Genomic DNA, 23,721 nt, shown 5'->3' on the forward strand with positions numbered 1-23,721 from the left:
CCCGCGCCTCACATGTCCCGAAAGCCAGCCGTTCCCGCCGGCTCGCCCGGCCTCCTGAGCTGCTGCACCCCCAGCACGGCGGCGCCCGGCTACGCACCTGTCCATGAGGGCATCTTCGGCACCTCTCTAACATGTCCCATCGGACATGCTCCGTGGTTCTGTCTGAAAGGACAGGTACGCGTGCGCCCTCAGCGACCTCGCGTGCAGGTCGCTGAAGGAGTCCCGGCGGCGGAAGTCGGCACGTCCCTGCGGACAGAGCACGGCTCGATTCGCCCGCGACCGCACTTCTCGAGCAGAACTGTCGCGCTTCGCGGACGCCGGCACATTTTTGGCGACTTGCGAGCGGCCTTCGCGGCCGCCCGTCTCAGCTGGCCGCCGCGTCCTTGCGGGCCGCCTCGGCTTCGGCCGCCAGCGCCTCGCGCAGCTCGAGCGCCGCCGCGTCGTAGGCTCTGACCTCCGGCCCGCGATAGACCAGCGCAGTGAGCGGCGGCAGGTCCAGCGTGGCCGCGCACGGCAGCGCGCCGCCGGCCGAGTGGTCGGCGATCAGGCGGTCCGGCCCCGCGTGCCCCGACCCGCCGAACTGCGCCTCGTCGGACGACAGCATGCGCGTCCACTCGCCGGGCGCCTCGAACGGGATCGTGTAGTTCGTCCACGTCATCGGTGTGAAGTTGAGGATCACCAGCATCACCGCCCCTTGGCGCGGGCGGCGGAGGAACGCCAGGGTGCTGCGCTTGTAGTCGTCGACGACCGCCCAGCGGAAGCCGAGCGGATCGTGATCGAGCTCGTACAGCGCCGGCTCGGCGCGCAGCAGGTGGCCGAGGCGACCGACCCACCGCATCAGCCCCGCGTGGTCGGCGTCGGCGAGCAGCCCCCAGTCGAGCTGGCCGTCGTGGTTCCACTCGCGCACCTGGGCGAACTCGTCGCCCATGAACAGCAGCTTCTTGCCGGGCAGCCCGAACATGTACGTGTAGAGCAGGCGCAGGTTGGCCAGCCGGGCCGACGCCCCGCCCGTCCCGCCGGGGGACATCTTGCGGACCAGCGAGCCCTTCCCGTGCACCACCTCGTCGTGGGACAGCGGCAGCATGAAGCGCTCGGAGTAGGCGTACATCATGCGGAACGTGACGTCGCGGTGGTGCTGCGAGCGCGTCACCGGGTCGCGCCCGAAGTAGCGCAGCGTGTCGTGCATCCAGCCCATGTCCCACTTGAAGTCGAACCCGAGCCCGCCGTCCTCGACCTTGTGCGACACCCCGGGCCAGGCCGTCGACTCCTCGGCGATCACGATCGCCCCCGGCACCTCGCGGTGGATCGCCTGGTTGAGCGCGCGCAGGAACTCGATCGACTCGAGGTTCTCGCGCCCGCCGAGGTGGTTCGGCAGCCACTGGCCCTCCTTGCGCGAGTAGTCGAGGTACAGCATCGACGCCACCGCGTCGACGCGCAGGCCGTCGACGTGGAACGCCTGCAGCCACATCAGCGCCGAGCTGAGCAGGAAGCTGCGGACCTCGTGGCGCGCGAGGTTGAAGATCATCGTGTTCCAGTCCGGGTGGACCCCGCGGCGCGGATCGGCGTGCTCGTACAGGTGCGTGCCGTCGAAGTGGACCAGCCCGTGCCCGTCGTTGGGGAAGTGGGCCGGCACCCAGTCGAGGATCACGCCGATGTTCGCCTGGTGGAGCGCGTCGATCAGCGCCATCAGCTCCTGCGGCTCGCCGTAGCGGCGCGTCGGCGCGAAGTAGCCGGTCGCCTGGTAGCCCCACGAGCCGTAGAACGGGTGCTCCGTCAGCGGCATCAGCTCGACGTGGGTGAAGCCGAGCGCGCGCACGTGGGCGATCAGCTTCGGCGCGACTGCCTTGTAGGACAGGTGCTCCCCGCCCGGCCCGCGCAGCCACGAGCCCAGGTGCACCTCGTAGATCGCCATCGGCGCCGTCGGCCCCTGCCGCTCGGCCCGCCGCGCCAGCCAGGTCGCGTCGCCCCACTCGTACGCGTGGTCCCACACCACCGACGCGGTCGCCGGCGGCGACTCGCTCATCAGCGCGTGCGGGTCGGCCTTGTCGACCACCGCCCCGTTGGCGCCGACGATCCGGAGCTTGTACAGCATCCCGCGCCGGGCCGCCGGCACGAAGCCGGTCCACACGCCCCCGCGCGTCGCCTGCAGCGGGTCGCGGGCGGGGTCCCACGCGTTCCACTCGCCGATCACGCTGATCGACCGCGCGTTCGGAGCCCACACCGCGAAGTGGGCCCCCTCGCCGCCCGCGACCAGGCGCGCCCCCATGCACTCCCACAGGCGCAGGTGCGTGCCCTCGGCCAGCAAGTGAAAGTCGAGGTCGCCGAGCGGGCTCGGCGGCTCCACGGAAACAGCTGTCTCTTGCGACATGTTTTCTGAACCATGCCCCTCGAAACCGGGTCGATCGGCCATGTCCTGAAGCTCCGGAGCGCGGGGCTCGCTCACATCGAGGTCGGGCTGGCGGGTCGCGGGTACTTCTGAGACGACCTCCGAACTCGCCGCGCTCACAGGCACCTCCGACTTCGCCGCCGCCTCGCGGTCCACCTTCGCCTCGCCCGCGGGCGCCGCCGACTTCGCCGCTGCCTCGAGGTCGACCTTCGCCCCGCTCCCGCGCGCCTCCGTCTTCGCCGCCTCGCCAGCCATCTTCGCCTCGCCCGCGACCGACTTCGCAGGCGCCTCGAGGTCCGCCTTCTCGCGCGCCTCGGACTTCACCAGCGCCTCGAGTTCGGCCTTCGCCTCGCTCTCCGGCGCTTCCGACTTCGCAGCCGCCTCGAGGTCCACCTTCGCCTCGCTCTCCGGGGCCGCCGCCTCGAGGTCCACCTTCTCGCTCGCCTCACTCGTCGGCAGCGTCACCTCTCCCGTACTCGTCGGCAGCGCCTCGGCGGGCGCCTCGGTCTGCGTCCGCCTCGCACCGCTCGCGCCGGCCTCGTCTGCGCCGCGCTCCGCGGCTTCGCGCTCGCGGGCGGTCGCCGCATCGTCGGTCGCGGGCGTCGCCCCGCGACCTTCGGGTGTGCCGGTCTCCTTGCGGCGACTCGGGGTTTCGCGCGAGGGTTTGCGCGGCGCGGAGCGTTCGGTTTTGCGGGAGCGAGACATCCTGGCCGGCGGCTTTTACCGAGGAACGTGCGCCGTGCAAACCGCCCGCGGCAGCGTGGCTCGGCCGCAGCGCGTGACCTTGCCGGGACGCGTCCACGTGGGTCTCCGCGCCCCCGTGCGTGCGTCGGCTCGCATCCTCGCGTGACCCGACCGCGACGTCCGACCTGCGCGGCGCGGCCTGCACCTCCCCCGTCCGCGACGTCCGACTCGCGTCCGCAGCGAGCGCGTGCGGCCGAGGTCGGCGTGTTGTTCGTCGTCCGTGTCGCCGACCCGTCACGACCGCGTCGACCCGCGCGGCTCGCCTCGCCGAAGCTCGCTAACCCGCGTTCGCCGCGTCGCTCGACGCAGCTCGCGGGCCACGTTCGCGTCGTACGGCCGCGTCGACGCGCAGGTCGGCGCGACGCAGCGGACCGCGTTCGCCTCACCGTGTCACGGCCGCGTCGGCTCGCCTGCGCGGCTCGCCTGCGCGGCTCGCGACAGCTGACCCGCGTTCCGTCGCCGAACGGCCGAGTCAGCTCGCGCTGCCTGGCTCGCCCTGCTCGCGCACCAGCATCAGCACCGCCATCGCCGACGGCGGCAGCTCGTGGCTCTCCGCCGACGCAGGCAGGATCTCCTCGTCCGCAGTCGGCGACGCAGTGTCGACCAGCCGCTGCCAGCGGCCGAGCTCCCGGCACGGCAGCGCGAAGTGGACCGGCACCTCGTCGGCGTTGAGCAGCACCAGCAGCGTCGCGTCGTGGACCGGCTCGCCGCGGGCGTCGCGGATCCCCGTCGCATCGCCGCCGAGCAGCAGCGCCAGCGCGCGGGTCGACGGCGACACCCAGTCGGAGTGGCCCATCCCCCGGCCGTCGGGGCGCAGCCACGAGATGTCGCGCAGGTTGCTGTGCGGGGCGCTCGCGCCGGAGAAGAACCGCGACCGGCGCAGCACCGCGAAGCGCGAGCGCAGGGCCAGCGCCCGGCGGGTGAACGCCAGCAGCGCCTGTCCTTCGGGACCTGTCTCCCAGGACAGCCACGACGTCGGGTTGTCCTGGCAGTAGGCGTTGTTGTTGCCGCGCTGGGTGCGGCCGAACTCGTCGCCCGCGCCGAGCATCGGCACCCCCTGCGAGACCGCGAGCGTCGTCAGGAAGTTGCGGATCGTGCGGGCGCGGATCCCCGCCAGCCGCGGGTCCTCGCTCGGCCCCTCGATGCCCCAGTTGCTGCTGTGCTCGTGGTTGTTGCCGTCGCGGTTGTCTTCGCCGTTGGCGTGGTTGTGCTTGACGCTGTACGCCGTCAGGTCGGCCAGAGTGAAGCCGTCGTGGCAGGCCACGTAGTTGACGCTCGCCGTCGGCCCGCGATCGGTCGCCGAGAACAGGTCCGACGAGCCGGTCAGGCGGTAGCCCAGCTCGCCCGCGAGGCCGAGGTCGCCGCGCCAGTAGCGGCGCACTGCGTCGCGGTAGCGGCCGTTCCACTCGGCCCACGGGTGCGGCGAGCCGCCGAGCTGATAGCCGTGCGGCCCCACGTCCCACGGCTCCGCGATCAGCTTCAGCTTCGACAGCAGCGGGTCCTGGCCGATCGCGGCCAGGAACGGGCTGTGACGGTCGACGTCGGCCCCGCGGCGCGACAGCGCCGGCGCCAGGTCGAAGCGGAACCCGTCGACGTGCATGTGCTCGGCCCAGTAGCGCAGGCTGTCGAGCACCAGCTTCAGCGTCTGCGCGTGGCGCAGGTTGAGCGTGTTGCCGCAGCCGGTGAAGTCGGCGTAGTAGCGCGGCGCCGCGGCGTCGAGCAGGTAGTAGGCGCGGTTGTCGATCCCGCGCAGCGACAGCGTCGGCCCGAGGTGCCCGCCCTCGCAGGTGTGGTTGAACACCACGTCGAGGATCACCTCGATCCCGGCCGCGTGCAGCGCCTTGACCATCGCCTTGAACTCGGCGATCTGCCCGCCCGGCCGCGGATCGGCGGCGTAGCGGGCCGCCGGCGCGAAGAACCCGAGAGTGCTGTAGCCCCAGTAGTTCACGAGGCCGCGGCGGCGCACCTCCGGCTCGTCGAAGATCTCGTGGACCGGCAGCAGCTCGACCGCGGTCACCCCGAGCGACTTCAGGTGCTCGACGATCGGCGGCGACGCCAGCCCGGCGTACGTCCCGCGCAGGTTGGGCGGCACCTGCGGGTGCAGCCGCGACATCCCCTTCACGTGCAGCTCGTAGACCAGCGTGTCGGTCCACGGCGTCGCCGGCCGGCGGTCGTCGCCCCAGTCGAACGCGTCGCTCGCCACCACCCCCTTGGGCGCGTCGGCGGCGTTGTCTTCGCGGTCGAACGCGAAGTCGCCGGCCGGGTCGCCGAGGCGGTAGGCGAACAGCTCGGTCGCGTTGCCGCTGCAGGCCACCGCGCGCGCGTACGGGTCGAGCATCAGCTTGTGCGGGTTGTGGCGCAGCCCCGCGTTCGGCTCGTACGGGCCGTCGACGCGGTAGCCGTACAGCTGCCCCGGGCGCAGCCCCGGCACGTAGCCGTGGAAGATCCGACCTGTCCGTTCGGGCAGCTCGAGCGTCTCGCGCGGAGGTCGGTGCGGCGCGTCGAACAGGCACAGGAACACGCGCGTCGCGGTCTCGGAGAACAGGGCGAAATTCACGCCGTCGTCGTCGGCGTTCGCCCCGAGCGGGTCCGGTCGGCCGGGCCAGATCACGGAGGACACGACTCGAACGCTACAACACGAGCCCGCGCGCGCGGGCGACCGACGTGCACTCGCGCGGCCGGCGAGATCGGCGCCGATTCATCGTTCGCCCCGGCCGATTTGCGCAGGTTCCGCTGTTGGGGCTTCGCAGCGTCGGCGCGGCCTGCTACTTGGATCGTGGCGCTCGGCCTCGCTCGGGCGCATCGCCGCCATGAGCCAAATCCCCACCTCCTCGCCCGCCGGCCGCGTCGCCGGCGTCACCGTCCCGCTGTTCTCGCTGCGCTCCGAGCAGTCGTGGGGGATCGGCGAGATCGGCGATCTGCCCGCCTTCGCGGCCTTCATCGCCAAGGCCGGGATCTCCCTGATCCAGGTCCTCCCGCTGAACGAGATCTCCATCGGCAACACCTCGCCGTACGCGGCCCTGTCGGCCTTCGGCATCGATCCGATGTTCATCTCGCTCGCCCCGGTGGTCGACCTGCAGCACCTGAGCACCCGTGACGTCCTCGGCAGCAGCGGCGTGGCCGCGCTCGCGGCCGCGAAGAAGCGCGCCACCATCGACTACGACGCCGTCCGCGAGCTCAAGCGCAAGGCCCTGCTCGCGGGCATGAAGCGCTTCGTCGAGCACGAGCTCGCCGCCGGCACCGTCAAGTCGGCGCGGGCGCGCGCCTTCATCGAGTTCTGCGACGCCCAGCGCCACTGGTTGCCCGACTACGCGCTCTACCGCGCGATCAAGGACGCCCACCGCGGCGCCGCCTGGTGGCAGTGGCCGGACCCGCTGCGCGAGCGCGACCGCGCGGCCCTGCGCGCCGCCCAGGCCCGCCACGCCGAGGCCGTCCTTTATTACGAGTACGTGCAGTGGCTCGCGCACGCGCAGTGGGCCGCCGCGCGCCACGAGCTCGGCAAGCTCGGCGTCGAGCTCATGGGCGACCTGCCCTTCATGGTCGACCGCGACAGCGCCGACGTCTGGGTCCACCGCGGCGAGTTCCGCATGGACATGTCGGTCGGCGTCCCGGCCGACCAGTTCGACGAGGACGGCCAGGACTGGGGCCTGCCGCCGTATCACTGGCGGATCATGGCCGCCGGCGATCCCGACTTCGCCTGGCTGCGACGGCGCGCGGCCTACAGCGCCACCCTCTACGACCGCTTCCGCATCGATCACCTGGTCGGCTTCTACCGCACGTACATGCGGCCCTACGAGCGGCGGCGGGACGAGCGGGGCAAGCTCGTCCCCGGGACCTTCGACCCGCCGACCGAGCCGGAGCAGCTCGTCCACGGCGAGAAGGTCGTCGGCGCAGTCATGGCCAGCGCCGGCGAGCGCGGCGCCAGGCTCATCGCCGAGGATCTCGGCTCGATCCCCGCCTACGTCGGCCCCTCGCTGCAGAAGCTGGGCGCCCCCGGCTACAAGGTCCTGATCTGGGAGAAGGACGGCGACGCCTTCCGCGATCCTGCCGCGTACCCTGCCCTCTCCGTCGCCACCTTCGGCACCCACGACACCGCCCCCGTCGCGGTGTGGTGGGACGAGCTGCCCGAGGCCGAGCGGGCCGAGGTCCGCAAGCTACCTGGCCTGAAGGACATGCCCGAGCTCGGCAAGGAGTTCACCCCGGCCGTCCACGCCGCCCTGCTCCACCTCATCCTCGCCGCCGGCAGCGACCTCGTCCTGCTCCTCTTGCAGGACCTGCTCGGCGTGCGCGACCGGATCAACAAGCCCGCCACTCTGGGCGACCACAACTGGACCTGGCGTCTGCCGAGCCCGCTGGAGAAGCTGCGCAGCGACCCGCAAGTCACCGCCGCGCTGGCGCGGGTGCGGGCCGCAGTGGTCGCCAGCGGTCGCCGTCTCCCGCCCTGATCGGCCCGCGGCGGCGGCACCGTCGACAGGCGCGCTGTGGTAGCCTCGCGGCGCATGTCGCTCCGCCCCCGTCTCCGCGCCCTCTGTGTCCCGCTCGCAGCCGTAGCGCTGCACCTCTTCGGCTGCCAGCCGGTCGACAGCAAAACCGACGCCAAGCCGGCCGCCAAGACCGAGGCCGCGCCGACCAAGACCGAGACCCCGCCGCCCGCGCCCGCCGTCGCAGCGCCCGACGTCAAGCCGGCCGTCGCGCCCGACGCCGCCGCCACCGTCGGCCAGGGCTCCGTCGTCACCCTGATCGAAGCCGGCGCCGAGCCGCGCGAGCCGCTGCGGCTCAAGCTCACCGCCGGGCAGGAGCAGGCCATGATCATGACCATGCGGATGGGCATGGCCATGCAGATCGGCCCCAACGCGATGCCGAAGACCGACATCCCGCCGATGCAGATGACCATGAACCTCAAGGTCACCGAGATCACCGGCGAGGGCGACATCCGCAGCGAGTTCAGCCTCGAAAAGATCGAGGTCCTGCCCGACCCGAAGGTCCCTGCGGCCATGGTCGATCAGCTCAAGACCGTGCTCGGCACCATGAACAAGATGTCGGGCACCTCGCTCATCACGCCGCGCGGGATCGTCAAGTCGGCCGACTTCAACATGCCGGCGGACGTGAACCCGCAGATCAAGCAGACCATCGACAGCATGCGGCAGCAGATCAACCAGATGTCGGTGCCCTTCCCCGAGGAGGCGCTCGGCGTCGGCGCCAAGTGGACCGTCACCCAGCAGCTCGACCAGCAGGGCATGAAGCTCGACCAGGTCGCCACCTGGGAGCTCAAGGGCCGCGACGGCACCGTCGTCCAGCTCGCCAGCACGATCGTGCAGACCGCCGCCCCGCAGAACATCGCCGCCCCCGGCATGCCCGCGGGCGCCAAGGTCAGCCTCGACCGCCTCGACTCGAGCGGCGCCGGCACGACCCAGGTCGACCTCGCCCGGGTCGCCCCGATCAAGGGCGACATGAACCTCAAGTCCTCGATCGCCATGACCACCGACGCCAACGGCGTGAAGATGCCGATGACCATGGACATGGACCTCAACCTGCAGATCAGCGGCAACTAGCCCCGCTGCCTGCGTCGGGCCGGCGAGCGGCGCCCCTTCGCGGGCGCCGTTTTCATTGGGTCCGTTGCGCGCTTTCGTCCCGCGCAAAGGACGCTGGTCCGGTGCACCTCACAGCCGGTTCACCTAAACAAACAATCGACAACGTTAAGCTTAAATTCCTTGCGTAGGTTTCGGAGGTCTTATAAGACTTGTTGCAAGGATTAACTGTTTTGCAGCTTTATCACCTGGTCACCTCGCTCGCGGACGCCTGCATTTGCGCAGGCACGCGGCGGCGAGCAGGCGGCTGCCGGCGGGAGATCCAGAAGACATGTCGCAACGTGCATGTCCATAAGGACATGTGCTTGCTCAACCCGATCTACCGACGCGAGGAAGGTGCGAGATGAAGCGAGTATGGACGACCCTTACGGCCGCTCTGGTGTTGATGGCGTGCGAGAGCGAAAAGCCCCCGCAGAACCCGACCGGGACCGTCGACGACACCACCACGGCGGACCCCAGCGAGAGCGGCAGCGAGACCAGCAACAGCGAGACCGCAGACCCGCCGCCGCAGACGACCGAGAGCTCGCCCACCAGCGAGGACACGACCGAGGACACCGACACCACCGGCGACACCACCTGCAGCTTCATCGCCTGCGACACCAGCGGCGGGAACGAACCACCGCCCCAGTGCGACAACTGGGCCCAGGACTGCCCCGACGGCGAGAAATGTGCCGCCTTCGCCAACGACGGCGGGACCTCGTGGAACAGCCTCAAGTGCGTCCCGGTCGAGGAGAACGGCGGCGCCCCGGGTGACCCGTGCACCGTCGAGGGCAACGGCGTCAGCGGCGTCGACTCGTGCGCCTTCGGCTCGATGTGCTGGAACGTCGACCCGGACTCGGGCCAGGGCACCTGCGTCGGCCTGTGCACCGGCTCGCCCGAGGCCGCCGACTGCGCCGACTCCATGACCACCTGCGTGATCGCCAACGAGGGCGTGCTCAACCTGTGCCTGCCGCAGTGCGACCCGCTGCTGCAGAACTGCATGGGCAACGATCTGTGCCTGCCGAACCCCGACGACGAGGGCTTCGTCTGCGTCCTCGACGCCTCCGGCGACACCGGCGTCGCCTTCGACCCGTGCGAGTACGCCAACGCCTGCGACAAGGGCCTGGTGTGCCAGGACCCCGGCTTCGCCAGCGAGTGCGACCCCTCGGCGCTCGGCTGCTGCCTGCCCTACTGCGACGTCACCGAGCCCGACTGCCCCGGCGCCGGCCAGGATTGCATCCAGTGGTACGAGCCCGGCACCGCCCCGCCCGGCCTCGAGAACGTCGGCCTGTGCGGCATCCCGATGGGTTGATCGAGTAGGTTGATCGCTTCGCTTGAACTTACCGCGGGGACATGTTCGTAAGGACATGTCCCCGCGGTCCGCTTCACACCGCCGCCGCCGCGCCGAGGGTCCGCGCGACCAGGGCGCCCATCCACACCAGGCAGGCGATCTGCGCCGCGAACGCGGTGAAGCGCAGGTTGACCGCCGCGCGGGTCCCCGAGGCGACGTGGACGACCGTCTGCACCACCCGCGCCGCCAGGTAGGTGATCGCCAGCGCGTCCATGCGTGAGGAGCCGGCGTGGACCACCGCCCCGGTCAGCACCACCGCCGCGAACAGCGGCAGGTTCTCCACGCAGTTGAGGTGGGCCCGCATGGTCCGGCGGTAGCGGTCGGAGCCGTGGGGCACGTCGGCCGGGAAACCGGCTTCGGGCGCGGTCCCCATGGCGACGGCGAGTACGCGCGGTGTCACGATCCCCAGGACGGCGACGAGGAGGGTCCACGCCCCGAAACCGAGCAAGCAGAGCAGCGGTGTGTGCATTCTGCCAGCATATCGTCTCCTGGCTGTGACCTGGAGCGACGCGCGCGGGCACCGCCTGGAGCGTCGAACAGGCGGACCGAGCAGCGTTCGGCCCGCGGGGGCCCACGGCGACGGCGCCGGCGGCCATGACCTGCGCCACGAACGACGCGGCGCCGGCCGGATTGCGCGAACGCGCGGGGCCTGTTACCTCTCGCCGGGACCGTGCCTGCCTCGCGTCCATCGATCGCCCTCGGCCTAGTCGCGAGCCTGTCGCTCGGCTCGTGTCTCTACGACTCCAACTCGCCCGACCTCACCGGTCAGGACGTCCGCCTCACGATCCTTCACACCTCGGACGTGCACTCGCGGATCTTGCCGTACGACCACGATCCTCTTTACACCGAGCAGCAGCTCGGTCTCGCGGAGGGTCGCGGGCCGTACGGCGGCGTCGCCAAGATGGCCCACATCGTCAAGCGGGAGCGCGAGCACGCGGCTCGCTCGCTCTGGCTCGACTCGGGCGACCTGTTCCAGGGCGCCCCGATCTTCAACATCTTCCGCGGCGAGGCCGAGGTGCGGGCGATGTCGATGGCCGGCCTCGACGCCATGGCGCTCGGCAACCACGAGTTCGACCACGGCCCCGAGAACGTGCTCGAGCAGTTCTCGAGCTTCGGCGACTTCGACCTGCTGGCCGCCAACTACGAGTTCGAGGACGACGCCAAGCCGTTCGCCAAGCAGTTCGACATCATCGTCAAGCCGTTCGTCGTCTACAACGTCGACGGCCTCAAGCTCGGCATCATCGGCATGGGCAACCTGAGCTCGATGAACAGCCTCGAGGACGGCACCAACAACCTGGGGGTCCTGCCCAAGGAGACCCTGCAGACCGTCCAGTTCTACACCAACTTCCTGCGCGAGTCGGTCGACCTGGTGGTCCTGCTCGACCACCTCGGCCTGACCGAGGACGAGGTCCTGGCGCGCAACATCTGTGGCCTCGACCTGATCCTCGGCGGCCACCACCACATCGCCCTCAGCCCGCCCAAGCTGATCGACTACAACCCCGACGCCAAGTACATCTCGGCCCAGCCCGACATGGACGCCGAGGTCATCACCGTCGACAGCGAGGGCGAGGAGGAGGACCCGGAGGTCGGCGGCGAGCCCAACGGCACCGACCCGCCGCGCGGGATCGGCGAGTGCAAGCCGGAGAACCGGCGCCAGACCCTGCTGGCCCACCCGAACGCCTTCTCCAAGTTCGTCGCGCGCCTCGACCTCGTCGTCCGCGACAAGCGCATCATCTCGCACAAGTTCAAGCTGTTCCCGATCGACACCACCGTCCCCGAGGACCCCGAGACCCGCGAGGTCCTGCAGGAGTACCTCAACGAGATGCAGCAGACGCTGCTGCTCGACCGCGTGATCACCACCGCGACCGAGCCCCTGCGGCGGTTCGGCAACACCGGCGGCGACAGCATGCTCGGCAACCTGGTCGCCGAGGCGATGCAGTACCGCCGCTACATCGAGACCGAGTTCTGCGTCACCAATTCGCTCGGCATCCGCACCGACATCCTCGCCGGCCCGATCACGTACGAGCAGATGTACAACGTGATGCCGTTCGAGAACACGATCACGACGATGACCCTGAGCGGCATCGAGGTCCAGGAGCTGCTCGACTTCGCCACGCGCTCGAGCGCCGAGCGCGGCTGCAACTCGCAGATCCAGGTCTCGGGCATCAGCTTCACGATGAACTGTCGCAACGGCAAGGCCGAGGACATCCACGTCAACGGCGAGCCGCTCGAGCGCGCCCGCGCCTACGACATGTGCACCAACGATTACATGGCGTGGGGCGGCAGCGGCTTCCGCATGCTCAAGCGCAACACCACCAAGGTCAACACGGGCATCCCGATCCGCGAGGCGATGATCCAGTACATGCGGGACATCCCGCAGCTGCCCGCCTGCTACGACACGAACACCCCGCTCGACCTGTGCAAGTCCGGGTACGCAGTGCCCGACGGCCGGATCGTCACCAAGTACTAGGAACGAGGCTGACCGTCATGACTCCGAAGCACCCCGTCGCCGCGCTCGCGCTGCTCTTCGCCGGCGGCCTCGCCTGCGTCCAGGAGATCGACAAGAGCTCCGGCAAGGTCGCGCCGCTCAGCTTCAAGGTCGAGATCGAGGGCGAGGCCGGCAGCGAGGAGAACCCGCTGACCTACAGCAGCACCGGTCGGCAGTTCGTCCTCGACATCCGCGCCGTCGATGACGCCGGCGAGACGGCCACCTGGTTCTCGGGACAGGTCCAGCTCGACGTCGCCCCGCGCGGGCGCCTCGCGCCCAACCAGGCCAGCACAGTCACCCTGCAGGACGGCCAGGCGATCGGCGTCCCGGTCGAGATCGTGCGGGCCCACGGCGCCACCAACATCTGGGTCGAGGACCGCGGCAGCGACGAGGCCCCCGGCAGCTACGCCACCGGCCTGTCGCCGACCATCCACATCGCCCACCCCACCCTGCGCGAGATCAACGAGACCGACATCCCGGCCAGCTCGCCGCTCGACGGCGACTTCGTCAAGGTCAACGCCGAAGGCCGCACTCTGGTGGTCACCGGCATCGCCGTCGACGGCTTCTACCTGACCGACCTCACCGACATGACGGCCGGCTTCAACGCCATCTTCGCCCACACGCACTCGCGGCCGAAGGGCGTCGAGCAGGGCTCGGTGATCGAGGAGATCATCGGCACAGTCACCGAGTTCTACGGCTTTACCGAGCTCGGCTTCCCGACCTATCGCGTCGGCGGCAAGCTGGAGAACCTGGTGCCGGTGGAAATCACCGGCGATCTCGTCGACGACGATCAGGCGATGGAGAAGCTGGAGAGCCGCCTCGTCGAGGTGCGAGACGTCACGGTGTGTCCGCTGGGTGACGGCTTCGCTACGTTCGGCCAGTGGGTGGTGCTCGTCGACCCTGCCGGCAACTGCAACAACGGCCAGGGCGGCGTCAACGTCGTCAGCGCCCTCAGCGCGACCGGCTTCGACCCGGCCGACCACGTCGGCGGCAAGCTGCACATCGTCGGCGACCTGCGCTTTCACGCCGCTGCGCGACCGAACTGGCTGCTCTACACGCGCGGCGACGACGACATCCAGATCACGACGAAGTAGCCGCGCTGCGCTCCTTCGCGTGTCTCTGCGGCGCCGCGGCGCGGCCGCTTCGGGGACGCGTGGGGCGCCGACGTCGGTGCGTCGACGCCTGTTTGTCGACCGTGTCACAGCGTTCGCTGGGGGATCGCCTCACAGGCCGGTCCAGGAATCAGTCTTCGCTTGCTGCGATCACGAGCGCCCGGCTTGACATCGCGCATGGCCGCAAAGTAAGTGTCCGGGCGCACGGAACGCCCCTCTGGCGGCACGCGCCGCGAATCACTGCACGGCCTCTCGAGGCCACGAGATGCGAAGGAGCTGGATCATGCGTCGACTCGTCCCCTGCACCGCGCTGTGTTTGCTCGCCTGCAACGCGTTCAACAACACGACGAACACCGCCGGCGACGACGCGACCGCCACCGAGGGCACCGCCGGCACCACCGACAACCCGCCGACGACCAGCAACGAGCCGACCGACGGCGGCGGCCTGCAGGACACGACCATCTACGACCTGCAGCAGGACAAGGTCACCCCGAACAAGCTCGTGCGCGTCAAGGACGTGGTCGTCGTCTCGCCGACGAAGTTCAGCGGCAGCGGGGCCGGCAGCGTGTTCATTCAGGAGCTCGACGGCGGCGAGTACTCGGGCATCCAGCTCTACATCTACCCTGACACCGCGACCGAGCTGATGGCTCAGGGCAAGGTGCCGAAGCCGGGCGACAAGCTCACCGTGGTCGGCGAGTACGTCGAGTACAAGGCGATGGACGACACCGGCACCGAGACGTTCAGCGAGATCAACATCTCGCTGCCGGACGACATCATGATCACCGGCACCGCCGACGCCCCGACCCCGCCGGTCGTCTCGCCGCCCGACATCGCCAACGGCGGCGCGCTGACCGAGGTGTGGGAGAGCGTCCCGGTCACCGTCGAGAACGTCGACGTCACCAACCCGGACCTCGGCTTCGGCGAGTACGAGGTCACCGGCGGCCTGCACGTCGACGACATGTTCTTCCTGCCCGAGGGCGGGCCCAAGCCGCCGATGGGCACGACGCTGACGCTCACCGGCCCGCTGATCTACAACTTCGGCAACTTCAAGCTGGTCCCGCGCAGCTGCGACGACTACGTCGGCTTCGAGTGCATGGGCGGCAACACGACCGACACCGACACCGAGACCACCGGCCCGATGGGCGCGGTCACCATCTTCGACATCCAGCAGGGCGCGGTCCCCGAGGGCAACTTCGTCACCGTCGAGAACGTGGTCGTCACCAGCCCGCTGAACTTCAAGGGCGACGGCTTCTTCGTCCAGGACCCGGCCGGCGGCGAGTACTCGGGCATCTACGTCTACATCAACCAGAACCCCGACATGCTCGCGGTCCAGCCCGGCGACGTCGTCACCATCAACGGGCTCTACACCGAGTTCTACGACATGTCCCAGATCACCGCCGGCCAGGCCGGCGACGTGGTCGTCACCGGCACCGACGCCGTGCCCTCGCCGCTCGTCGTCTCGCCCGCCGACATCGCCACCGGCGGCGCGATGACCGAGAACTACGAGTCGGTCCTCGTCAGCGTCGAGAACGTCACCGTCGCCGCCGAGGCCAACATGTTCGGCGAGTGGACCATCGACGACGGCCTCCTGCTCGACGACCTGTTCTTCGCCACCGCCGACTGGCCCAAGCCGGCCGTGGGCGACACCTTCACCTCGATCACCGGCCCGCTGGTGTACAGCTTCGAGAACTTCAAGCTCGCCCCCCGCACGGCCGAAGACCTGGCCCAGTAACCAGGCCGCCCCCCCCCGCCGAAGCCCGCAGCCCTGGCCCCGTAGCCGAGAGCGACCACGTCCCCATGCAGTGGCCCCTTCCCGCCGCCGTCCTCGCCATCGCCTGGCTCGCGCCCGGCCTCGCCCTCGCGCTCCAGCCCAGCTCCGGTGACTCCGGTCCACCGCCGGGCTCGAGCCAGCCGCCGGCCCCCGCGACCCAGACGCCCGCGCCGCCGGCCCCGTCGGCCGCGCCGCCGCCCGCGGAGCTGGAGGCCGGCAGTCCCGAAGGACCTGTCCCTCCGGTCAGCACCCAGGCCGTCGACGTCGACGCCCTGCAGCGCGAGCTCCGGGCCCTGCGCACGCGGGTCGACCGCGCCGAGCAGCGCCTCGCCGCGCAGGAGCAGCGCCGCAACACCGACGACCTGCGGGCGATGCCGTCGACCGGCTTCAACCAGTGGACCGCCGGCAACGCGATGGCGACGCGCCTGACGTTCGCCATCTCCGACGACAACCTGCTCGCCGGCGCGAAGGACCGCTCGCCCGCGGCCGGCTTCAAGCTGGCGGCCGACCGCCTGTTCTACGACGCCATCGAGCAGGAGAAGCGCGGCTTCGAGACCGAGACGCAGTTGGTCGTCTACAAGCGCATGCCGACGTTCTTCAAGCGGATGGACGCGGAGGCCGCGTTCGTCACCGAGATCGAGCAGTGGCACGACGGCAAGACGTTCCAGAACTACACGCAGCTCAGCGACGACGGCTCGTACGGCAAGCTCAACTTCTACACCAAGCGCAACGACTACACCGGCGATAACGTCTCGCTGACGATGTTCCCGGTCGACTCGCAGCGCTTCCTGCTCGGCTACACGTACGCGGTGACGTGGGGCGGCGAGCGCATGTTCCCCAACAACACCGGCCAGACCCCGGGCTTCCGCCTGCGCTACGACTGGAACGTCGGCAGCGGCAAGGACAGCTACGTGTTCCTCGGCGCCAAGTCGGCGCGCCTGCTCAACGAGAAGCTCAACGAGCCCCAGACCTACTACTCGGCGCTGGCCGGCTTCGGCATCGGCTTCACCCCCTGGCTCGCCTGGGAGGTCAACGGCGGCTACTACCAGTCGGGCGCGTTCCCGATGTTCTCGCCGAACTCGAAGATCGGCGGCAAGACGGTCCAGACATTCGGCGGCTCGACCCGCCTCACCGCCCACTGGGGCGTCCCGATCGGCACCTCGATCGACTTCCAGCTGTTCCGCTACAGCCCCGACGCCAGCTTCCTGCTGACGCAGAACCAGATCTACGACAACCGGATCGCCGGCTCGGCCGCTGTCGAGTTCACCACGGTCGGCCAGACGCTGCAGAAGTTCGAGGAGCCCGACACGACCCGGATCCAGCCGGCCAAGGCGGCCGCGTTCCTCGGCAAGCTGCGGATCAAGAAGCTGCGCCTGTTCGCCAACGCCATCTACCGGGACCTGGCCTTCGTGGTCCTGTCGATCCCCGGCGTGTTCCCCTACCAGACGTTCCCCAAGGAGGCGCAGGTCTCTCCGGAGCTGTGGGGCTCGGTCGGCTTCGACTACTACTTCGAGCGCTCGAAGCTGACGCCCGGCGCAGTGCTGGCCTACAAGTCGCCGGCGTCGATCAAGGTCGGCGACACGACCAACGTCTACCGCGAGTACTGGGACCAGGAGGTCCTCCCCGCCGGCGAGAACCCGTTCGACATCCTGTCGGGCAAGCTGACGCTCAAGTGGGACATCGCGCCGTTCTTCGTGGTGGTGTCCGAGCTCCGCTACACGCTCGACAACAACCGCACGAAGTTCGTCAAGGCGAGCAACGAGTCGGGCCGGATCCGCGTGTTCGAGGACCCGAACGTGACCAACCGCCTCGGCTTCTTCCTGCTCGCGCAGGCGCGCTGGTAAGCAAGAGGCTCTCGCCGTCCCGGGCCGCGCGGACCTCGTCCGCGCGGCCCTCGTCGTCTGGGTCGTCAGGGCGCGCTCGGGTCGAGCACGCGGCCGAACCAGAGCAGCGTGTCGGTGCCGCGGTCGCGGATCGCGAACAGGAACGGTCGGTCGGCGGTGAAGCTCTGGTCCGCGCCGATGCCTCCTTCGGTGTCGTAGAGCACGATCGCGGTGGCGGCGGCGGCCTCGACGCCCTTCTCGTCCACGCCGAGGAAGGTGCTGTGATACACGTCGGCGATCGCCATCTGGATGCTCGAGAGGCCCGAGAAGTCGCCGCCGCCGAGCTCGAAGGACTTCGTCATCCCGAGCGCCTGCAGGGCCTTCTTGAGCCCGAAGGCGCTCTCGAACGTGAAGCGGGGGACGCCGAGCTCGAGGGGCTGCAGGCTCAGGCCGGCGAGCACCTCGCCCAGCCCGGCGCCGTCGAGGCCCGCGACGTACGCGTCGAACGTGCCCGCCTCGGGCAAGATGAAGACCATCGACAGCTCGCTGCCCCGCAGCGGCAGCTCCGCCGCCTCGACGCCCGCCCCCTTGAAGTAGGAGGTCGTGTCGAACACGCCGTGCATCATCGCCACCTCGACCTCGCTGGCGTCCTTGCGCGTGAACTTCGCGCCCTCCTGCACGTACTCGAAGGGCCGTTCCCAGGGCGCCTTGAGGTAGAGCGCGTTGACGAGGACACCGGTGACCGTGGAGAAGATCGACTTCGGCGGCAAGAGCTCGTCGATCCGGTCGGCGGTCTCGCCTGCGACCCACTTGTTGATCGCCTTGCGCGAGCCCTCGGGATCGTCGCGGAAGTCGAGCGCGTGCATGTCGCTCCCGTAGTGAACTGCGAGCACGTCGAGGAAGGGCAGCTCCCACTCGACATCCAGGCGCCCGAACACCTGATTGACGAGCCTGAGCTGGACCGAGTCGTCGCCCTCGACCTCGCCGGACGTCGGCAGCTCGCGCGCCGCGAACTCGAGGTCGATGTGGTTGAACGCGTTGTGCAGGCGCGGCTTGTCGAGCGTGAAGTGGAGCGCGTCGGCGATCTCCGCCTCGCTGACGGTGCGCGCGCCCTCGTGGAGCATGCCGAACGCGACCCGGAGGCTCGTCGGCGAGATGGCGCGGTTGTCCTCGCCGGCCGGCAGGGCCTTGAAGAGCTCCACGGCGAAGTCCCGCTCTTCGGCCGCCAGCGTGGCGAGCTCCTCGGCGGTCGCGTCCGGCGCGAGGTTCCGCGGCTTGTCCGAGCCGACAGCCTCGCCCGGCGGCGGATTCACCCCCCCAGGAGTGCCATCCGTGGTGCTCGAAGTCGGGTCGTCGGTGGTGCCCTCGGTCTCACTCGCGCCCTCGCCAGGGCTCGTCCCGGTGCAGGCGACCGCGCTCAGAAGCAGAGCCAGAGTGGGCAGGGCGAAGATACGGTTCCGTGTGATGGCCGGCATGAGGTTCTGAGAGGTCGCAGGGGCAAGACATATGCCAACCGAAAGAGCGGGCCGCCCCGAGGCTCGCTCGGCTCCCCGTGACACCAAGGCCATGTGACCGTGACACGGAGGTCATGGCCGCGTTCCTCGCGGCGCCGCGAATGCCGCTGGATGCGCGACGGAGGCCCAGACGAACTCGACCGCGCTCGTCCGGCGGCGCATCGACGAGCGACGCCGGCCAATGTGGTGGGGCCGACGCGGCGTCGACCGTGAGGCAGAGGCGACGTTCGCAGCGCGACATCCCATGTCCCAAGGGACACATCATGATGTCCCTTGAGACATCCCGCCGGGCCGACACGGGAGCCACCGGCGGCCGAGGGTGCGCCTGCGCGCCCGCATGCGCTGCGACCCCCACTCGACCCGCCGCAGGTCGCAGCGACGCGCCCTCACGCCAGCTCGTGCAATAGCGCCGTCAGGGCCTCGGGCGCCGAGGCGAACGGCGAGTGGCTGGTCTTGAGGGTCTTGCGGTCGAAGCGGTTGTCGGGCGTCCAGGCGTCGGCCTCGCGGATCATGAGGTCCTGCAGGGCGAGCGGCAGGGCGCGATCCTCGGTGAGACGGATGAAGGTCCGCGGCAAGCGACCCCAGCGCTCCTTCGTCGCGCCGACCTCGGTGGTCCAGTAGCCGAGCGGCAGGTCGGGCGTCAGCGCGAGGGCGAAGGCGAGGAACTCCTCTGCCGGGACGTCGTGGTAGAAGGCGGCGCGCAGGGTGTCGCGGTACTTGGCGTCGCCGCGCGGGTCGATGCGGACGACGCCGGTGTGCGCCGGATCGCCGAGCATCAGGCCGTCGAAGTGCGCCTGCCTGGCCTCGGGCAGGTCGCCGTAGGCGCTCGAGCGACCGCGCCGCACGGGGCAGTACGCGCTGAGGTAGACGAGACGACCGACGAGCTCCGGCGCGCGCTCCCCCACCCGCGTGATCACAGTGCCGCCCATGCTGTGGCCGACGAGGATCGGCCGCGATTCGCCCTGCAGCTCACGCAGGGCGGCGATCACGACATCGACGCCGTCGTCGAGGCGGATGTCCTTCTGCGGCGAGACCTCGGCGGCGAGGGCCGCCTTGTCGCCGGTCAGGTACGCGCGCGGGAACCGGGCCGAGAGGCCGTGGCCCGGCAGGTCGATCGCCACCACGCGATGGCCCCTGGCGCTGAGCAGCCGGACGACGCGCGTCCAGTGCAGCGCGCTGTGCCAGGCGCCGTGGATCAGCAGGTACGTGCGCGAGGGTTTGGCCGCCGCGTGGGCCTCGCCGGGGGCGAGGAACGCCGCCGCGCCGGCGGCGAGTCCGAGGTTCTGCAACAACTGTCGACGTCTCATGGTCCGGTCGCCTCCTGGGTGCGACTCGCGGCCCTCGCGGCCTCGGCGCTCTGCTGCGCCGCAGCCTTGAGGGTCGCGAGCAGGCGATCACGACGCTCCTCCAGCTCCGCGATCAGCAGCTCGATCTCCGCCAGCTTGTCGCGGTGCGCCTGCAGGGCGACGGGACAGAGCACGGCGGCGCCGCCGGTGAACATGCAGGCCGGAAAGGTCGCGATCTCTTCGAGCGAGAAGCCGAGACGGATCATGCGCACGACGTGCTTCACCTCGGCCACCGCCTCGTCGCCGAAGTCGCGATAGCCATTGAGGAGACGACCGGCGCTGAGCAGCCCGGCCTTCTCGTAATGGCGGATCGCACGGGCGCTGACCCCGGTGCGCGTCGCAAGCTCTCCGATCTTCATCGACTCCTCCCGGACGGCACCCTAAACCTTGACGTCAGTGTCAAGGTCAAGCGGAAACCGCCGGGGAGCATCACGGCCTCGCAGGCGCTCGCGCGCGAGCGACGTCGAGGCCGCAGGGGCGCGACAGCGGCCGCGCCCCTGCGAGCTAGCGAGCCTGCTCAGTGCAGGTCGAGCCCGCTCACGCCGCCGATCCGTCGCGAGTCGGCAGCGCCGTACTGCTGACCTCCGGCCGGATAGGTGACGATCGCCTGCACCGCGCCGATCGAGCTCACCGAGTCGAAGTCGTAGCCCATGTTCTGCAGGCTCGTCCGCACCGAGCTGGAGAAGCCCGACTCGATCTCGGTGTCGGCCGAGCTGCTCCCGCTGTCGATCGACAGCCGCGGGCGCTGCACCGCCTGCGAGAGGGTCAGATTGTGGTCGATGAGGTTCAGCGTCACCTGCAGCAGGGCGTTGAGGATGCCGGTGCCGCCCGGCGAGCCGTAGGCCGCGATCAGCTCGTCGCCGAGGAACACCATCATCGGCATGATGGTCGTCCGCGGGCTCTTGCCGCCCTTGACGTCGTTGGCCGCGGGGTTGGCCGCGGTGCCCTGGGGGTCGTCGTTGAAGTTGAGCAGCTGGTTGTTCAGCATGAAGCCGCGGCCGCGGACCATCAGCCCCGGGCCCCAGGCGTCGCTGATCGTGCTGGTGACGCTGACGACGTTGCCGGCCTTGTCGATGATGGTGTAGTGCGTGGTGTCGACGCCCTCGGGCTCCGGGCCCTTGCTCGTGGTCGGCTTCTTCTGTGCGATCGGCCCCGCGGGGACGTTCGGCGGACTGCCGGCCGAGAAGCTCGAGCGCCGCTGGCCGGGGGTGATCAGGTTGGCGCGCGACTGCACGTAGCTGGGCGCCAGGAGGCCGCCGATCGGCACGGGGTAGAAGTCGGGATCGCCGAGCCACCTGCCGCGGTCGGCGAACGCGGCGCGCATCACCTCCTGCATGACGTTGAGGGTCCGGAGCTCGCCGAACTCGTAGTCACCGGCGCCGATCGAGAAGTTCCAGCGCGCCTCGAGGCTCTCGAGCATTTCGAGCATCTGCAGCAGGAAGACCCCGGACGACGGCGGCGGCGCGGTGACGATGGTGTGGCCGTGGTAGCTGCCGACCAGGGGGGCGTGGGCGAAGTCGGGGTTGGCGTCGTCCGGATCGAACACGCCGAGCTTGTAGTTGGCGAGGTCGGCGCAGGTCATGCGACCGCGACCGCCGGAGTTGCTGCTGCGGGTCGCGGTCTGCGTCTCGACGATCGCCGACGCGATCCCCGAGGCGTCCGAGCAGTTGTAGAACGCGGGGGCGCCCCGCGCGGCGATCGCCTGCAGGGTCGTCGCCAGCCTGGGCTGCCTCAGCAAGGTGCCGGTCGAGAGGCTGTTGCCGTTGGGCCGGAACACGCCGCGCGCCTCGGCGTAGTAGCCCTTGTTGAGCGAGTTGGTGGAGGTCTCCAGCCGCAGCTTCGACGACCCGGTCTCGCCGGCCAGCCGCGAGCTGATGTTGAAGCCGTTGGTGGCCGCCGCGATCGCTGGCGCGAGCACGTCCTTTGGCTTCATGGTGCCGTACTCTTCCAGCGCGTGGAGCATGCCCTTCACGGTGCCGGGCACGCCGACGGCGTAACCACTCGTCTGCTTGACGTCGGACGAGTGCGAGGTGTCGTACATCCCGATCGGGGCGTTGGCCGGCGCGACGTCGCGGAAGTCGATCACGATGGTGTCTTCGGGCGGCGCGTCCGCGAAGTGGATCAGCATGAACCCGCCGCCGCCCATGCCCGAGGACTGCGGCTCGACGACGTTGAGCATGAACTGCACCGCGACGGCCGCATCGACGGCGTTGCCGCCCTTGGCGAGGATGTCGCGCCCGGCCGTGGCGGCCAGCGGCTCGGTGGTGGTGACGACGCCGCCGTGGAACGACTCTACAGGCCCGGTCTGGTTCGGCGTGGTGGGTAGCCGGGGGTCGGCCAGGGCCCGAAATTCCAGCTCGTCGTCCGCGACGGCGGTGAGCTCGTCCGCCTCGATACACGCGCCCTGGGTGACGAGTGCGGCGGCGAGCAACGCCCGTACGCCGGGTGAAAACTTGCCTCGATCTTGTTTCGACATCCGAAGCTCCTCTCCAGTCGCGGAGCTCCGGACGTACGATCGTCCGCGAGCTCCGCGTCGTTCGAGAAAGCTAGCGCGTGATGATCGGCGCGTTCGCAGGCTGTGTGACGGGCGACTCGACGTCGCGGGCGAGTCGTTCGTCTTCGCCGCGGCCTTGTCGATCGCGACACACGATCGCAGTGATCCAGGATCACGATCGCGGCGGGGCCCGGCCGCGAGCTCGTGATCCCGGCGGCACGGTCCCACTCTTCTCGCGGATGTCCGCGATGTGGTCGCGACTGCGGCCACGGAGCGCCCGCAGGTCCCCGCGGCGCAGGCCCGTCACCGGGCCGCGCGGGCTCGCTGCTCGATGGGGCATGTCCATCGGGTCATGCTCGATCGAGCATGCCCTGATGGACATGTCTCTTCGCGCGCCATCACGGTCGGTCCCACCACTTCGACAGCTTGGCGCCCGGGCGCCCGGGGTTGGCGGCGTAGTGCGAGACGTCGTTGTAGAGCATCAGGCGGGCGCGCACGACGTCCTTGAACTCGAGGATGTTGAGGCACGCGGGGGCCTGGTCGAGGCGGTCGCGGTAGCCGCGGGCGTCGATGCCGAGGAGGCTCGACAGGACCAGGCGGATGGTCGCCTTGTGCGAGACGATCGCGACGGTCTGGCCGGCGTGCTGCAGGACGATCCGGCGGACGACGGGCAGCGCGCGGGCCATCACCTCCAGGCCCGGCTCGCCGCCCTGGGGCGCGAAGGTGTACGGGTCCTCCTCCCACGCGCCGTACTCCTCGGGGAAGCGCGCCTCGACCTCCGCGCGCGTGAGGCCCTCCCAGCGGCCGTGGTCGATCTCCCGCAGGCCCGGGTCGGCGATCGGCGCGCTGCGACAGGCGGTGGACACGATCGTCGCAGTCTCGTACGCGCGCCGCAGCGGGCTCGCGTACACGGCCGCGAGCTCTTGATCGGCGAGCCGCTCGGCGAGGCACTGCGCCTGACGCCGGCCCTCGTCGGACAGCTCGACGTCGGTCGAGCCGGCGAAGCGGTCCTCGGCGGACAGCACGGTGGCGCCGTGGCGGATGAGCAGGACTCGGGTGGACATGCACCCGAGGGTTGCCGGTTCCACGCGAAGTGCAAGCGCCCCGGAGACTCGGAGCCGACGA

The 23,721-nt window shown here is 70.1% G+C and carries 15 protein-coding genes; 7 read left to right on the forward strand and 8 right to left on the reverse strand.

Features of this window, described 5'->3' with window-relative positions:
- Positions 1-364: 364 nt before the first annotated feature.
- Positions 365-2,851, reverse strand: a complete 2,487-nt coding sequence (gene glgB, locus O0S08_RS25990) for a 1,4-alpha-glucan branching protein GlgB (RefSeq protein WP_269031969.1) — start codon at positions 2,849-2,851, stop codon at positions 365-367.
- Positions 2,852-3,602: 751 nt separating this feature from the next.
- Positions 3,603-5,750 (reverse strand): glycogen debranching protein GlgX, encoded by a 2,148-nt coding sequence (gene glgX, locus O0S08_RS25995; RefSeq protein ID WP_269031970.1) that lies wholly within the window; start codon positions 5,748-5,750, stop codon positions 3,603-3,605.
- Positions 5,751-5,940: 190 nt separating this feature from the next.
- Between glgX and malQ the strand changes: the two genes are divergently transcribed.
- The 3 genes from malQ (at position 5,941) to O0S08_RS26010 (ending at position 10,009) form a co-directional block, all read left to right on the forward strand.
- Positions 5,941-7,575: a 4-alpha-glucanotransferase gene (gene malQ, locus O0S08_RS26000; RefSeq protein WP_269031971.1), complete on the forward strand. Its 1,635-nt coding sequence runs from the start codon at positions 5,941-5,943 to the stop codon at positions 7,573-7,575.
- Positions 7,576-7,629: 54 nt separating this feature from the next.
- Entirely contained in the window at positions 7,630-8,682 is a 1,053-nt protein-coding gene (locus O0S08_RS26005; protein ID WP_269031972.1) for a DUF6263 family protein, read from the forward strand.
- Between the two features lie 379 nt (positions 8,683-9,061).
- On the forward strand, positions 9,062-10,009 hold the full coding sequence (locus tag O0S08_RS26010; RefSeq protein WP_269031973.1) for a ribulose phosphate epimerase: 948 nt from the start codon (positions 9,062-9,064) through the stop codon (positions 10,007-10,009).
- A 73-nt stretch (positions 10,010-10,082) separates the two neighbouring features.
- Here the strand turns inward: O0S08_RS26010 and O0S08_RS26015 are convergent, their stop codons facing one another.
- The gene (locus tag O0S08_RS26015; RefSeq protein ID WP_269031974.1) at positions 10,083-10,517 is read right to left on the reverse strand and encodes an MAPEG family protein; all 435 of its coding nucleotides are present in this window, start codon (positions 10,515-10,517) and stop codon (positions 10,083-10,085) included.
- Positions 10,518-10,718: 201 nt separating this feature from the next.
- Here O0S08_RS26015 and O0S08_RS26020 point away from each other — a divergent pair, with 201 nt between their 5' ends.
- The 4 genes from O0S08_RS26020 to O0S08_RS26035 all read left to right on the forward strand — a co-directional run bounded on the left by O0S08_RS26020 (position 10,719) and on the right by O0S08_RS26035 (position 17,263).
- The gene (locus tag O0S08_RS26020; protein ID WP_269031975.1) at positions 10,719-12,518 is read left to right on the forward strand and encodes a bifunctional metallophosphatase/5'-nucleotidase; all 1,800 of its coding nucleotides are present in this window, start codon (positions 10,719-10,721) and stop codon (positions 12,516-12,518) included.
- 17 nt (positions 12,519-12,535) lie between these two features.
- Positions 12,536-13,630 carry a hypothetical protein gene (locus O0S08_RS26025; protein WP_269031976.1) on the forward strand — a complete coding sequence of 365 codons (1,095 nt, stop codon included), beginning with the start codon at positions 12,536-12,538 and terminating at the stop codon, positions 13,628-13,630.
- Between the two features lie 301 nt (positions 13,631-13,931).
- Entirely contained in the window at positions 13,932-15,380 is a 1,449-nt protein-coding gene (locus tag O0S08_RS26030) for a single stranded DNA-binding domain-containing protein (RefSeq protein ID WP_269031977.1), read from the forward strand.
- Positions 15,381-15,445: 65 nt separating this feature from the next.
- Entirely contained in the window at positions 15,446-17,263 is a 1,818-nt protein-coding gene (locus O0S08_RS26035) for a hypothetical protein (protein ID WP_269031978.1), read from the forward strand.
- A gap of 65 nt (positions 17,264-17,328) precedes the next feature.
- Here O0S08_RS26035 and O0S08_RS26040 read toward each other — a convergent pair whose 3' ends face one another.
- The 5 genes from O0S08_RS26040 to O0S08_RS26060 all read right to left on the reverse strand — a co-directional run bounded on the left by O0S08_RS26040 (position 17,329) and on the right by O0S08_RS26060 (position 23,660).
- Positions 17,329-18,717 carry a serpin family protein gene (locus tag O0S08_RS26040; RefSeq protein WP_269031979.1) on the reverse strand — a complete coding sequence of 463 codons (1,389 nt, stop codon included), beginning with the start codon at positions 18,715-18,717 and terminating at the stop codon, positions 17,329-17,331.
- A gap of 425 nt (positions 18,718-19,142) precedes the next feature.
- On the reverse strand, positions 19,143-20,063 hold the full coding sequence (locus O0S08_RS26045; protein ID WP_269031980.1) for an alpha/beta fold hydrolase: 921 nt from the start codon (positions 20,061-20,063) through the stop codon (positions 19,143-19,145).
- Positions 20,060-20,461 (reverse strand): MerR family transcriptional regulator, encoded by a 402-nt coding sequence (locus tag O0S08_RS26050; protein WP_269031981.1) that lies wholly within the window; start codon positions 20,459-20,461, stop codon positions 20,060-20,062. Before O0S08_RS26050 ends, O0S08_RS26045 begins: the two co-directional genes overlap by 4 nt.
- Before the next feature lie 158 nt (positions 20,462-20,619).
- Complete coding sequence (ggt, locus tag O0S08_RS26055) at positions 20,620-22,533, reverse strand: gamma-glutamyltransferase (RefSeq protein WP_269031982.1); 1,914 nt, start codon at positions 22,531-22,533, stop codon at positions 20,620-20,622.
- 461 nt (positions 22,534-22,994) lie between these two features.
- On the reverse strand, positions 22,995-23,660 hold the full coding sequence (locus O0S08_RS26060; RefSeq protein ID WP_269031983.1) for a histidine phosphatase family protein: 666 nt from the start codon (positions 23,658-23,660) through the stop codon (positions 22,995-22,997).
- Positions 23,661-23,721: the final 61 nt, after the last annotated feature.

The organism is Nannocystis punicea (genome assembly GCF_026965555.1).
Lineage (GTDB): Bacteria > Myxococcota_A > Polyangia > Nannocystales > Nannocystaceae > Nannocystis > Nannocystis punicea.

Bases quoted from the DNA above. Each gene is read 5' to 3' on its own strand.
- O0S08_RS26040 (WP_269031979.1), bottom strand. From the start codon at position 18,717: ATGCCGGCCATCACACGGAACCGTATCTTCGCCCTGCCCACTCTGGCT.
- O0S08_RS26030 (WP_269031977.1), top strand. From the start codon at position 13,932: ATGCGTCGACTCGTCCCCTGCACCGCGCTGTGTTTGCTCGCCTGCAAC.
- O0S08_RS26025 (WP_269031976.1), top strand. From the start codon at position 12,536: ATGACTCCGAAGCACCCCGTCGCCGCGCTCGCGCTGCTCTTCGCCGGC.
- O0S08_RS26060 (WP_269031983.1), bottom strand. From the start codon at position 23,660: ATGTCCACCCGAGTCCTGCTCATCCGCCACGGCGCCACCGTGCTGTCC.
- malQ (WP_269031971.1), top strand. From the start codon at position 5,941: ATGAGCCAAATCCCCACCTCCTCGCCCGCCGGCCGCGTCGCCGGCGTC.
- O0S08_RS26045 (WP_269031980.1), bottom strand. From the start codon at position 20,063: ATGAGACGTCGACAGTTGTTGCAGAACCTCGGACTCGCCGCCGGCGCG.
- O0S08_RS26005 (WP_269031972.1), top strand. From the start codon at position 7,630: ATGTCGCTCCGCCCCCGTCTCCGCGCCCTCTGTGTCCCGCTCGCAGCC.
- O0S08_RS26015 (WP_269031974.1), bottom strand. From the start codon at position 10,517: ATGCACACACCGCTGCTCTGCTTGCTCGGTTTCGGGGCGTGGACCCTC.
- O0S08_RS26050 (WP_269031981.1), bottom strand. From the start codon at position 20,461: ATGAAGATCGGAGAGCTTGCGACGCGCACCGGGGTCAGCGCCCGTGCG.
- O0S08_RS26035 (WP_269031978.1), top strand. From the start codon at position 15,446: ATGCAGTGGCCCCTTCCCGCCGCCGTCCTCGCCATCGCCTGGCTCGCG.
- O0S08_RS26010 (WP_269031973.1), top strand. From the start codon at position 9,062: ATGAAGCGAGTATGGACGACCCTTACGGCCGCTCTGGTGTTGATGGCG.